Source organism: Nocardia sp. CA-145437 (assembly GCF_050956485.1).
In the GTDB taxonomy this organism is placed as follows: domain Bacteria; phylum Actinomycetota; class Actinomycetes; order Mycobacteriales; family Mycobacteriaceae; genus Nocardia.
Genome location: NZ_CP191204.1, coordinates 7,314,170 through 7,326,398, shown reverse-complemented (window position 1 = coordinate 7,326,398; position 12,229 = coordinate 7,314,170). Strand labels below are relative to the sequence as shown.

The 12,229-nt window shown below is 66.2% G+C and carries 11 protein-coding genes; 4 read left to right on the top strand and 7 right to left on the bottom strand.

The window, feature by feature from the left end; translation table 11 throughout:
• The first annotated feature begins 71 nt into the window (after positions 1-71).
• Genes ACQPYY_RS33890 through ACQPYY_RS33880 form a run of 3 tightly spaced genes read left to right on the top strand, consistent with a single transcriptional unit; the run spans position 72 to position 3,367 of the window.
• Entirely contained in the window at positions 72-923 is an 852-nt protein-coding gene (locus ACQPYY_RS33890) for a Scr1 family TA system antitoxin-like transcriptional regulator (RefSeq protein WP_433592261.1), read from the top strand.
• Positions 924-954: 31 nt separating this feature from the next.
• Complete coding sequence (locus tag ACQPYY_RS33885) at positions 955-1,335, top strand: DUF397 domain-containing protein (protein ID WP_433592260.1); 381 nt, start codon at positions 955-957, stop codon at positions 1,333-1,335.
• Between the two features lie 40 nt (positions 1,336-1,375).
• Positions 1,376-3,367 (top strand): M13 family metallopeptidase, encoded by a 1,992-nt coding sequence (locus ACQPYY_RS33880; protein ID WP_433592259.1) that lies wholly within the window; start codon positions 1,376-1,378, stop codon positions 3,365-3,367.
• A gap of 66 nt (positions 3,368-3,433) precedes the next feature.
• On the opposite strand, the gene ACQPYY_RS33875 is transcribed toward ACQPYY_RS33880, so the two are convergent.
• From ACQPYY_RS33875 to ACQPYY_RS33850, 6 genes are all read right to left on the bottom strand, one after another.
• Complete coding sequence (locus tag ACQPYY_RS33875) at positions 3,434-4,513, bottom strand: ABC transporter ATP-binding protein (RefSeq protein WP_433592258.1); 1,080 nt, start codon at positions 4,511-4,513, stop codon at positions 3,434-3,436.
• A gap of 26 nt (positions 4,514-4,539) precedes the next feature.
• Positions 4,540-5,883, bottom strand: a complete 1,344-nt coding sequence (locus ACQPYY_RS33870; RefSeq protein ID WP_379102916.1) for an ABC transporter substrate-binding protein — start codon at positions 5,881-5,883, stop codon at positions 4,540-4,542.
• Positions 5,884-5,902: 19 nt separating this feature from the next.
• Entirely contained in the window at positions 5,903-6,694 is a 792-nt protein-coding gene (locus ACQPYY_RS33865) for a carbohydrate ABC transporter permease (RefSeq protein WP_433594800.1), read from the bottom strand.
• 68 nt (positions 6,695-6,762) lie between these two features.
• A complete protein-coding gene (locus tag ACQPYY_RS33860; RefSeq protein WP_433592257.1) occupies positions 6,763-7,692 on the bottom strand; it encodes a carbohydrate ABC transporter permease in 930 nt (309 codons plus the stop codon).
• Positions 7,693-7,931: 239 nt separating this feature from the next.
• Entirely contained in the window at positions 7,932-8,837 is a 906-nt protein-coding gene (locus tag ACQPYY_RS33855) for a L,D-transpeptidase (RefSeq protein WP_379102912.1), read from the bottom strand.
• A 295-nt stretch (positions 8,838-9,132) separates the two neighbouring features.
• Positions 9,133-10,431, bottom strand: a complete 1,299-nt coding sequence (locus ACQPYY_RS33850; protein WP_433592256.1) for a cytochrome P450 — start codon at positions 10,429-10,431, stop codon at positions 9,133-9,135.
• 125 nt (positions 10,432-10,556) lie between these two features.
• Here ACQPYY_RS33850 and lppU point away from each other — a divergent pair, with 125 nt between their 5' ends.
• Positions 10,557-11,183 carry an LppU family putative lipoprotein gene (gene lppU, locus ACQPYY_RS33845; protein ID WP_433594799.1) on the top strand — a complete coding sequence of 209 codons (627 nt, stop codon included), beginning with the start codon at positions 10,557-10,559 and terminating at the stop codon, positions 11,181-11,183.
• Between the two features lie 112 nt (positions 11,184-11,295).
• Here lppU and ACQPYY_RS33840 read toward each other — a convergent pair whose 3' ends face one another.
• Positions 11,296-11,958: a serine protease gene (locus ACQPYY_RS33840; protein WP_433592255.1), complete on the bottom strand. Its 663-nt coding sequence runs from the start codon at positions 11,956-11,958 to the stop codon at positions 11,296-11,298.
• Positions 11,959-12,229: the final 271 nt, after the last annotated feature.

Sequence of the window (12,229 nt, the reverse complement as noted above, 5' to 3'; positions counted from 1 at the left end):
ACAGTAAGCCCGCGCAATCACTATGACAATAGTCACACGCCAGCGAGTTTCGCGGCGTAGCATCGGTGGCCGTGGCACCCGTCTCGCCTACCGTCGCCCGGTGGGAGCTGGTCCTGCGGCTGCGTGAATTACGCGAGCAGTGCGGCTTCGATTCGGCGACGTTCGCCAAGCACGTCGGCTTCACCCCGGCCAACTGGTCGCATGTGGAGAAGGGGCGCCGCGTCCTCACCACGACCACCATCGGCCCGGTGCTGGAGCTGCTCGAGGTGGAGGGCGAGGAGCGCGACGAACTGCTGGAGCTGCTGCTGCTCAGCAAGGAGCGCGGCTGGTGGGCCAAGTCCTCGGCGCTGATCGGGCCTGAGCTGCAACGGTATTACGGCATGGAGCTGGGTGCGGAGAGCATCCTCAGCTACGACAGCCTGGTGGTGCCGGGCCTGCTGCAGACCGAGGAATACGCGCGCGCGCTGATCAGCGCCGACGTCATGATCCGCCCGGTGCAGGTGGAACAGCTGGTGGCGGTGCGGCTGAAACGGCAGGAACGGCTGCGCGGCGACGACCGGGTGGAGCTCACCGCGGTGATCGGCGAGGCCACCCTGGTGCAGCAGATCGGCGGTCCGAAAGTATTGCGCGGCCAACTCGAACATCTGGCAACACTGCTGGACGAACTGGATTCCATTTCGGTGCGGGTGATTCCGTTCACCGCGACTCGCGGCGCGATGCTGGGCGGCTCGAGTTTCCATCTGCTGGATTTCTCTTCCGAAAGTCTGCCCACCTTCACCTGGGTGGAGAGCGCGGTTTTCGGTGGGGCCGTGGAGGATCCGGATCAGATTCGCGATCTGCGGTTCGCATTTGTGCGCGCACTCGACCAATCCCTCGGTCGCGCAGAATCTTTGGAGCTCATCAAACGCTATTCGCAAGGGTAGGAGACGCATGCGTAACGGTAAAATGCTGCCCATGCTTACCACCGCGAAGTATCAGCCGGAATCCAGCGGCTGGTTCACGTCGACTCGTACCAATAACGGAAATCAGTGCGTGGAGGTTCGATTCGACGGTGATGCGGTGCTCATCCGCGACAGCAAGTACCGGCGCAATCCGGAACATCGCGCTGACGACGAGCCCATCATCACCGTCACCGCGGCCGAATGGATGACATTCCTGGCCGCCGTGCTGGGCCGCCATATCCACCGCGCCGCGCTCATCGCGGAGACCGGTGCGGACGGCCACACCTCCCTCCGGCACCACGACACGACCTTGGTCTACACCCCGGGCGAGTGGCGCGCCTTCGTCGACGGCGCCCGGGACGGAGAGTTCGACCGGCGCCTGCAACGCGCGTAGTCGTCGAACCGAACCCGCCCGGAGCGAAGCGGAGGGCAAGATGGACATTGTGACTTCGCAGCTGACGCCTCCTTCCGGTATCGACCTGTCCTTCCGTGACGCGGACGTGCGGGTGCAGGACGACCTGTTCGCGCACGTCAACGGCAAATGGCTGGACACCTACGAAATACCGGCCGACCGCGCGGTCGACGGTGCCTTCCGCACGCTCTACGACCAGGCCGAACTGGATGTGCAGAAGATCATCCAGGACGCCTCGGCCGCCGACGCCGCGCCCGGCTCCGAAGAGCGCAAGATCGGCGATCTGTACAACAGCTTCATGGCCGCCGAGGTCATCGAGGCCGCGGGCCTGACCCCGATCGCCGAGGAGCTGGCCGCCGTCGCCGCGGTCGCCGACCGCGCGGAGTTCGCCGCCCTCATCGGCCGCCTGCAGCGCACCGGCGTCGGCGGCGCGCTGGCGTTCTACGTGGACACCGACGACAAGAACTCCACCCGCTACCTGGTGCACGCCACTCAGTCCGGCATCGGCCTGCCCGACGAGTCGTACTACCACAAGGACGAATACGCGGAGATCCGCGCGAAGTACGTCGCGCACATGTGCCGCATGTTCGAGCTGGCGGGCCTGGACTACGACGCGCAGCGGGTCTTCGACCTGGAAGCCAAGCTGGCCGCGGGCCATTGGGACGTGGTGCGCCGCCGGGACGCCGAATTGAGCTACAACCTGGTGACTTTCGCGGACCTGGTCGCGGAGAACCCGGAATTCGACTGGACCGCCTGGACTTCCGCGCTGGCCGCCGGCCTGGACCGTGCGGGCGCCGAACTGTTCGCGGAACTGGTGGTGCGCCAGCCCGATTACGTGCGCACCTTCGCCCGGACCTGGGCGTCGGAGTCGCTGGAGGACTGGAAGGGCTGGGCCGCCTGGCGTGTGGTGAAGGCCCGCGCCCCGTACCTGACCGAGGCCCTGGTCGAGGAGAGCTTCGACTTCTACGGCCGCACCCTGACCGGCGCGCAGGAGAACCGGGAGCGCTGGAAGCGCGGCGTCTCCCTGGTGCAGGACCTGCTCGGCGAGGCGGTCGGCAAACTCTATGTGGCCCGGCACTTCCCGCCCGCGGCCAAGGCCCGCATGGTCGAGCTGGTGGAGAACCTGCAGGAGGCCTACCGCCGCAATATCTCCGAGCTGGAATGGATGGGCCCGGACACCCGGCAGGCCGCGCTGGCCAAGCTGGAGAAGTTCACCCCCAAGATCGGCTACCCGGACGAGTGGCGCGACTATGCCGCCGTCACCGTGGATCCCGCCGACGTGGTGGGCAACTACCGCAGCGGATACGCCGCCGAGCACGACCGGGATCTGAACAAGCTGGGCGGCCCGGTGGATCGCGGCGAGTGGTTCATGACCCCGCAGACGGTGAACGCCTACTACAACCCGGGCATGAACGAGATCGTCTTCCCGGCCGCGATCCTGCAGCCCCCGTTCTTCGACATGAACGCCGACGACGCCGCCAACTACGGCGGTATCGGCGCGGTCATCGGCCACGAGATCGGTCACGGCTTCGACGATCAGGGTTCGAAGTACGACGGCGACGGCAACATGATCGACTGGTGGACGGAGTCGGACCGGACCGAATTCGGCAAGCGCACCAAGGCGCTGATCGCCCAGTACAGCACCTTCTCGCCGAAGGACCTGTCCGACGACCACACGGTCAACGGCGAGTTCACCATCGGTGAGAACATCGGTGATCTGGGTGGTCTCTCGATCGCGCTGGAGGCGTACAAGATCGCCACCGAGGGTCAGGACTCCCCCGTCCTCGACCAGCTGACCGGCTTGCAGCGCGTGTTCTTCGGCTGGGCGCAGGTGTGGCGCACCAAGGCTCGCTCGGAGGAGGCGATTCGCCGTCTCGCGGTCGATCCGCACTCCCCGCCGGAGTTCCGTTGCAATGGCGTCGTCCGCAACCTCGACAGCTTCCACGAAGCCTTCGAGGTCACTCCCGGCGATGCGCTGTACCTGGATCCCGCGGAGCGCGTGAAGATCTGGTGATCCCTCACCGCTGACGACCTCGAGCCCCGTCCTGACGGGTGGGGCTCGAGGCGAGGCAGCGGTGGATCAGCGCAGGCGCTCTTCGGTTTCGGCGTCGAAGAAGAACAGTTCGTCCTGCTTGGGCGTCAGGTGGAGCCGGTCGCCCAGCGCGACCTGGAAGCGCCGGTCGACGCGCGCCACCACGCGGCCGGAGCGGCTGGACCATTCGTCGGCCACGCCGTGCGAGTAGACGAACGATTCCGAGCCCAGCTCCTCGAGCAGCTCCACCTCGACCGCGAGCGCATCGCTCGCGTCGGTGGTGACCTCCCACGATTCCGGCCGGATGCCGATGATGACATCGGCGCCGTCGACGCTGTGCGGCAGCGGGATTTGCAGGTCGTTCAGCACGGCCGCGCCGTCGCGGACGGGCGCGGTGAGCAGGTTCATGCCGGGGGATCCGATGAATCCGGCGACGAAGGTGTTGACCGGGTCGTCGTAGAGCTCCCGCGGGGCGGCGACCTGCTGCAGCTTCCCGTCCTTCATCACCGCCACCCGGTGCCCCATGGTCATGGCCTCGACCTGGTCGTGGGTGACGTAGACGGTGGTGGTGCCGAGCCGCTTCTGCAGCGCGGCGATCTGCGAGCGGGTCGAGACCCGCAGTTTCGCATCGAGATTCGACAGCGGTTCGTCCATGCAGAACACCTGCGGCCGCCGCACGATGGCGCGGCCCATGGCGACGCGCTGCCGCTGGCCGCCGGACAGCCGCGCGGGTTTGCGGTCCAGGAGGTCCTCGAGCTCCAGCATGGCCGCGGCCTCCTTGACCCGAACCAGGGTGTCGGCCTTGCTCATTCCGGCATTACGCAGCGCGAATCCCATATTGTCGGCCACGGTCATGTTCGGGTAGAGCGCGTAGCTCTGGAACACCATGGCCACGTCGCGCGAGCGCGGCGGCAGGCCGGTGACGTCCAGGCCGCCGATGCGCAACCGCCCGGCGGTCACCGCTTCGAGACCCGCCAGCATGCGCAGACTGGTGGACTTGCCGCAGCCCGAAGGCCCGACCAGCACCAGGAATTCGCCGTCGGCGATCTCCAGGTTCAGGTCGTCGACCGCGGGGCCGGGCGCACCCGGATAGGTGAGGGAAACACCCTCGAACTGCACAGTCGCCATGGCGGGCGGGTCTCCTCGCTTAGTTCTTACTTGGGCAGCTTGGGCGTGATCTGCCGGTCGATGATGGTCTGCAGCTGGTTGCCGATATCGCCGAAAGCGCCTGCGACATCCCGGTTCTGCAGGCCGATCTGCTCCAGCCCGGTGCCGATGATCTGGTCGCCGCCGGGCACGAACACGCGCGCGTAGTTCTGCGGCTTGGTCAGCGGCAGCTGATCGATGGCGGTCTTGAAGTTCGGGTTCTTGGACAGGAAGTCCGCCATGCTCGGATCCTGCTGCGCCGACTTGCGCACCGGAATGTAGCCGGTGGCCTGCGAGAAGTAGGAGGTGTTGGCCGCGTTGGTGATGAAGTCGATGAACTTCAGCGCGTTCTCCTTGCGGGCGTCGCTGATGCGCGACGGAATCGCCAGGCCCGCACCACCGGTGGTGGCGCCCGCCCCGTTCGGGTGCGGCAGGAAGCCGGTGCCGAATTCGGTCTTGCCCGCGGAGTTGGTCTTGATGCTCTTGAGGTCACCGGTGGAGCCGATGGCGGAGGCGATGATGCCGTTGCCGAAGTCGACCGCGTAGGTGGGCCGGATGCTGGCGTACTTCTTGGTGTTGATGGAGTCGCGCAGGTACTGGCCGGCCTTGATGGTGGCCGGGTCGGTGAACTTCAGCTTCCACTCGTCGGAGTACGCGCCGCCGAAGGTCCAGCACGGGCCCTGGAAGGTCCAGGCCAGGTAGTTCTTCGCGTCACCCCAGCCGTGCGCCCACTTGTCGCCGCCGAGCACGCCCTGGATCTTGGGGCCCCACTCGTCGAACTCGTCCCAGCTGTTCGGGGTGCGGTCGGGCAGCCCGGCCTTCGCCCAGACGTCCTTGTTGTAGTAGAAGATCTGCGTCGAGCGCGAGTAGGGCAGCGCCCAGGTCTTGCCGTTGAACTTGTAGTCGCCGATGAAGGTGTCGACGTAGTCGGACACGTTCACGCCGGCGCTGGCGAAGTGGCTGTCCAGCGGTTCGATGGTGCCATTGAGCGCGTAGTTGAACCACCACACGTCGGACAGGATGACCACGTCGGGCAGTTCGCCGCCGGAGAGCGCGGCATTGAACTTGGTCGCGACCTCCTCGTAGTTCTTGCCCGCGTCGACCAGGTTGACCTTCAGGTCCGGGTACTTGGCCTGGAACCGGTTGATCAGCTCGGTTTCCTGATCCTTGGAGGTGCCCGGGTGGTTGGACCAGAAGGTGATGGTCTTCGAGTCGCCGCCCTGGGTGCCGCCGCCACCGGACCCGGCGCACGCGGTCAGGGCCACCGCACCCGCGGCCGCGCCGGCCAGGCCGAGGAAGCCGCGGCGCGAGAGCGCGGGACGGTGTCTCTGAAAAGCGCGAGTATCGGACACGTGAATCTCCTTCTGGGACTCAACCCTTGACCGCACCGGAGGTGAGGCCCTTGATCATCTGGCGCTGGAGCACCAGGAAGACGATGAGGATGGGGAGCATGGTCAGGATGACTCCGGCCATGACGGGTCCCCAGTTGGTGACGCTGGGGTTCTCGGTGTTCTGCAGCAGGGTCAGGCCGACCGGCAGGGTGGCGACCCGCGCGTCGTCGGCCATCAGGAAGGGCCACAGGTATTCGTTCCACTCGTTCACCAGGGTGACCACCGCGAACGCCACCATGGTGGGCCCGGACATGGGCAGCACCACCCGGGTCAGCAGCCGCCACCAGCCCGCGCCGTCCATCCGTGCCGCCTCGATGACCTCGGAGGGCAGCGACAGGAAGTGGTTGCGCATGAGGAAGGTGCCGAAGGCGACGCCGCAGAGCGGAATGATGATGCCCTGGAAGGTGTTCCGCCAGCCCAGCTGCGCGATGAGCGCGTAGTTGGAGATGATGGTGATCTGGTTGGGCACCATGAGCGCCGCGATGATCACCAGGAACACGATGTTCTTGCCGGGGAAGCGCAGGAACACCAGCCCGTAGGCGCTGAGCACGCCGAGCACGAACTTCACCGCGGACACGATGCTGGTCACGATGATGGAGTTGCGCAGGAACTGCCAGAACGGCAGCGTGGTGGTGGCGTCGTGATAGTTGGAGGCCAGCCATTGTTTCGGCCAGTAGCTGACCGGCTGGGAGTAGACCTCCGCGTGCGCCATGAACGAGCGCGTGAGGATGTAGTACAGCGGAACGCCGATGATGATCAGCACGCACACCATGGCGGCGTAGCCGAAAACCTTGGCCCAGAACTCCTGATCGTGGAATGCGCGCAGTAGGTTCAGCCGCTTCACTTCTCGTCCCCTCGGTCCATGACGCGCACCTGGATCAATGTCACGATCAGCAGCACCAGGAACATGATGGTGGCGACGGCCGCGCCGTAGCCCGCCCGCTGGTTCACCCAGGATTCGCGATAGACCTGGTAGATCATGGTGGTGGTGCCGGTGCCGATGGGCCCGCCGCGGGTCATCACATTGATGAGGTCGAAGACCTGCAGCGAGTTGAGCAGCACCGTGATCGACAGGAAGTAGGTGGTGGGCCGCAGCTGCGGCAGCAACACCCGGGTGAAAGTGGTCCAGCGGCCGGCGCCGTCGATCTCGGCGGCTTCCATCAGGTCGGCCCGAACCCCTTGCAGCGCCGCCAGATAGATGACGAAGCTGTAGCCCAGGTTCTTCCAGATGTAGGTGACCGTGATCATGAACAGCGCCCAGTGCGGGTCCTGCGCGAAGTCGGGTGAGTGGATTCCCGTCCGCTGCAGCAGGTCCGGGATCAGGCCGAAGCCGGGGTCGAAGATGAACTGGAAGCCCACGCCGATGGCCGCGCCGGAGATGACGTACGGCGCGAAGATGGCGGATCGAACCACATTGCGCCCGACCAGCTTGCGGTCCAGCAGCAGCGCGAGGGCCAGGCCCAGGATCATGCTGCCCAGCACCGCGGCGACGGTGAACACGACGGTATTGCCGACGATCTGCCAGGAGTCGTCGCGCCCGAACCATTCGGTGTAGTTGTCGAATCCGACCCAGTTCAGGGTGGTCGCGGAGATGTTCCAGTCGGTGAAGGACAGTCGCACGTTGTCGATCAGCGGCCGATAGACGAACAGCCCCAACAGGATCAGGTTGGGCGCGACCAGGACGGTGAACAGCGCGTAGTCCCGCCAGGGTCTGTTTCGCCACCCGCGCCCGGGGGGCGTCGGGAGTACTCGTTCGGGCCAAGATCGCACCCGCGCAGCCTGGCGGCCTTTGGCAACTGATTGGTTAATTCCAGATGGTAGCTCGCTGAACTGTCGGTCGGCACCCGCCACCGACTGTTCACCGGTCACACCACCGAGGGGCGCGGACATGCGCCGAATCGTACGACCGCCCAAGATGTTTCGAGGCCAAAACAATATGAACGGTTAGCCAATAGAAAACAGCGAGGGCCGCGCTCGAATCGAGCGCGGCCCTCGTGTTCAGAGCTGGATCAGTTCCAATCGCCCCAGCCGTCGCCGGTGTTCAGGGTGCCGCCGGCGGTGTTCTGCACGATGACCGGGTCGCCCTTCTGCACGTTCTCCTGGAACCACTTGGCGTCCTCGGTGGACACGTTCAGGCAGCCGTGCGAGGCGTTGGAGACGCCCTGCTGCGCCACGCTCCACGGGGCGGCGTGCACGAAGATGCCGCTGTTGGACATGCGGGTCGCGTATTCGACCTCGAGCTTGTAGCCCTCGGGTGCGGTGGTCGGCACGCCGTAGGTGGACGAGTCCATGATCATCTTGCGGTTCTTCTCGCTGACGATGTAGGTCCCGTTCGGGGTCTCGTGACCCTTCTTGCCCATGGAGGTGGGCATGGTCTTCACGACCTCGCCGTTGCGGGTCACGGTGATCGTGTGGGTGGTGTCGTCGGCGGTGGTGATGAACTCGTCGCCGATCGTGTAGGCCACGTCGGTGCCGCCGGCCTGGACGGTCACCTTGGAGCCGGCGGGCCAGAAGTTCTCGGGCCGCCAGCGGACCTGCTTGTCGCCCATCCAGTAGAAGTGGCCGTTCACCTTGTTGGTGGAGGTGATGCGGATCGACTTCTCGGCGGCGGCGTGGTCGCCGACCGGGTCCTTGAAGTTGATGATGACGGGCATGGCCACGCCGACCACGTCACCGTCGCCGGGGCTGACGTTCGGGGCCGCGAAGTTGGCGGGCGGAATCGGCGCCTTGGCGTTCGGGTCGGTCGGCAGCGAGCCCGGCTCGGGCTGCGGCATGACCGCGGAGGGGGTGCCCGGGACGTCCGGGCCGCCCGGCCATAGCGGAGTCGCTGAGGCGGGTGCTGCCACCACTGCTCCGGTTGCCGCGATGGCGGCAAGGGCGATCAGTCCCGTCTTTCGATACCGGGTATGGCGCACAGCTTGGTCCTCTCAGATCTTTGTTCTTCACGCAGAACGCGGGCGCAGTTCACCCGCAGTAGTCCCAACCCCGCGTCCATTACTACAGCGATCTGTCGAGTGCGCCAATCGCCTTCTGCGAGTTATTCATACCGACTGCTCGGTGTGTGCTCAGTCACAACACCGCGGGTCGGTTCCTCGATGGGCGTGTATGCGCCGATGGCGGCGGCGATTCACCGAAAGTGACACCGGTACGGCCGCTTTCGGAGTGATCGCTTCCCAAAACCTACTTGTGATCGAAATCACCGACGTCGCTTCACGACTCGACGATGTCGAACGTGATGGCGCGCCGCGGTCCGACTGTGATGGTGTGCGGCACCGACATCGGCGCACCCCCGCGCGCGAAGCGCGGCGTGAGCCGCATCCGCACTCCGCTCAGCACGGTTGCCAGCACGATGCGCAGCTCGTAATCGGCCAGGGTGGCGCCGATGCAGCGCCGGTGACCGCCCCCGAACGGCGCGTACTCGAACGGGCCGTATTTACGCTCGAGGAACCGTTCGGGCCGGAAACGCCGTGGTTCCGGCCACACCGCGGGATCGGTGTGCAGCAGGTGCACCGACACCCCCATGGTGTCCCCCGCCGCCAGCCGCGTGCCGAGCAGCGTGAAATCACCTGTGAGCCTGCGCAACACGATCGGCACCGGCGGATGCAACCGCAGCGTCTCCTGGCAGACCCCGTCCAGGTAGGGGAGCTTCATCAGCTCGGCCGGATCGGGATCGGTTCCGGCGCCGGTCAATTCGCCGCGCAGCCGGGCCAGTGTGTCCGGTTCCCGGTGCAGCCGGTACAGCGCCCACACCAGTGCGGTGGCGGTAGTTTCGTGCCCCGCCACCAGCAGTGTGCGCAACTGCTCGCGCAGGTCGGTGTCGCTGATGGCGTCACCGTCCTCGTAACGCGTATCCAGTAGCAGCGCCAGCAGATCCGTGCCGCCGCCCCCGTGCGCGCGCCGCCGCGTCACCTCGGCGTCGACGAGTTCGTCGAGCCGGTCCCGCGCCGCGGCGAACCGCTCCCAGCCGGTGAGCCCGAACATGTTGCGCCGCAAGCCCGGAGCCAGGAACAGCGTGCTGCCGAAGGATTCCAGGAAGGCGGTGGTGGCGGCGGTGTACTCGGCACGCCGCGCGGGCTCGTCGATGCCGAACACGGCCGCCAGGATCACCCGCAGCGTGAGTGCCCGGGCCGCCGCGCGGGCATCGACGCGGGTGCCCGGCCGCCACGGCGTCCCGGTGCGTTCGCCATCCAGTTCGGCGCGGGTGGCGTCGCGAATGACGGTGCCGTAGGCGCTGATTCGATTGCGGTGGAAGGCGGGCGCGAGCAGGGCGCGCTCGCGCCGGTGCCGCTCGCCGCGGGCCAGGATGAGTGAGGCCGCGCCGACCATCGGCTCGATCGGATTGGGCAGCGGCGGTTCCAGCAGATCCATCGGCGCGCGGAACAGTTCCCGCGCACCCGCGGCGGTGCCGGTGAAGAGAACCGAACCGAGCGTGGGCATGCGCACCCGGAAGGGATCGCCGTCGCGGGCGCGCCGCCAGGTGACGTACCGCTCCAGGATGTCGGTGCTCATGGCTTCCTCTACGGGTGCCCGGATGAAATGGTTCGCAGCCTTGATTCGATCTTCTGGGTGCCCGTGGTGTACTCATGGGCGCACAACTCAAACCTGTTTGTTTCGAAATATAGGACTCGCCCGTGTTGCGTCAGCAGCTTTCCGTCCGGATCGTCGTGCCCGCGATCTCCGCCGTCGCCGCCCTGCTGCTCGCCGGCTGTGGGAGCACCGTCACCGGCCATCCGACGGCCGCCCCCGGCGATATCGTGCTCCCGACCACGACAAAGACCCCGGGGAACACGCCCACCAAGCCCGGCAAGCCCGGTGCGCCGACCACCACTCCGCGCGCGGATCGCGGTGGCAAGACCGACTTCCACGCCTCGATCGGCGACTGCGTGAAGCTGGGCGGCACCACCGAGAACGCCACCATCGACAAGGCGGTGTGCGGCAGCCAGGACTCCAACTACAAGGTGACCGGCAAGGCCCCGAAGAATGCCCAGTGCGGCAAGGACTCCGACCAGGTCTACTACGAGACCCTCAACGGGTCCGAGACCGGCGCGCTCTGCCTGACCATCGACTGGGTGGTGGGCGACTGCATGGAGGTCGGCGGCGACACCGCGCACCGCATCCCGTGCACCAGCAAGACGGCCACCGAGGGCGTGAAGGTGGTGTCGATCGTGCAGCACAGCACCAGCGTCGACGACTGCCCCGACGGCGACCAGGGCTACGTCTACGACGATCGCAACTTCGTCGTCTGCGTGAACACCCTCTAGCACCGGGTCGAAACGCTCCAGGAGCTCCAGGACCGGTACGGCGGAAAGCGGCGGTGATTCTCGAATCACCGCCGCTTTCAGCATTTCCCGCCTCGGATGACCGAGGGGCCGGTCAGACGGGCCGGTAGCCCGCGCCGACACCGCCCCGTCCGTTGACGTCATCCATGATCGCGCTCATATTGGTGCCGACCTCCGGGCCGAAGCAGGCCACCGCCAGGTAGGCGTTGACCATGCCGACCAGGGTGGTGCCGACGACGACCGGCGCGCCGGAATCGCCCTCGACGACGCACATCTGGCTCCAGGTCTCGACATTGGTGTCGAAGACGTCGCCCCACGCGACGCCGCAGGTGTTGCCGGTGGTCCGGCCCTCCTTGCAGACGATGGCGGGGAAGGTCGCCGGACCGCCCATGCCGGTGATGGTGACGCCGCCGATCCGGTTGACCGGGATGACCCGGTTCGGATCGAACTGGATGACGGCGTAGTCCAGATCGTGGTTGGAGTACGCGAACTGCCCGATCTGACCTGCGGCCCGGTCCTTTTCGGCCCAGACCTTGGAGCCCGCGTCGCCACAGTGACCGGCGGTGAGGCCGACCAGGCGACCTGCTCCGTCGTAACCGATGGTGGTGACCGTGCATTCGTATTGATCGTCGATGATGATCCCGGAGCCGCCGCCGATGACGGCGCCTCCATCGGCGTGAGCGGCTCCGGCGCCGGTGAGCACGGTGCCGATAGCGACGGCGAGCACGCCGGTCGCCCCGGCCAGTTTGTTGATCATGTCCCTCCAGGTGTCGGAAGCCGCACGAATCGCAACCTGCGGTTACACATCCTGTCAGTATTCGGGCCCAGTTGGCGGTTGTACTGCCTTGTGTTGCCGAGCCGTGTCCTGCTGGGCTTCGCGGCACTTAGCTAGTTGGATGGGTATATCGGAACAATGCACAATGGCTATCGAATTCCGATAAATTTGGTCCTACAAATTGTTACCCGGTAGGTGTTCGTATCTTCCGGTAGTTAGTCGAAAACTAGAACAAGTTCTAGATCTCTGCCAG

What these genes read in the sequence shown, in the direction of transcription:
- ACQPYY_RS33885 (WP_433592260.1), top strand. Translation starts at nt 955, where the DNA reads ATGCTTACCACCGCGAAGTATCAGCCGGAATCCAGCGGCTGGTTCACG.
- ACQPYY_RS33865 (WP_433594800.1), bottom strand. Translation starts at nt 6,694, where the DNA reads ATGGTGTGCGTGCTGATCATCATCGGCGTTCCGCTGTACTACATCCTC.
- ACQPYY_RS33875 (WP_433592258.1), bottom strand. Translation starts at nt 4,513, where the DNA reads ATGGCGACTGTGCAGTTCGAGGGTGTTTCCCTCACCTATCCGGGTGCG.
- ACQPYY_RS33840 (WP_433592255.1), bottom strand. Translation starts at nt 11,958, where the DNA reads ATGATCAACAAACTGGCCGGGGCGACCGGCGTGCTCGCCGTCGCTATC.
- ACQPYY_RS33880 (WP_433592259.1), top strand. Translation starts at nt 1,376, where the DNA reads ATGGACATTGTGACTTCGCAGCTGACGCCTCCTTCCGGTATCGACCTG.
- ACQPYY_RS33850 (WP_433592256.1), bottom strand. Translation starts at nt 10,431, where the DNA reads ATGAGCACCGACATCCTGGAGCGGTACGTCACCTGGCGGCGCGCCCGC.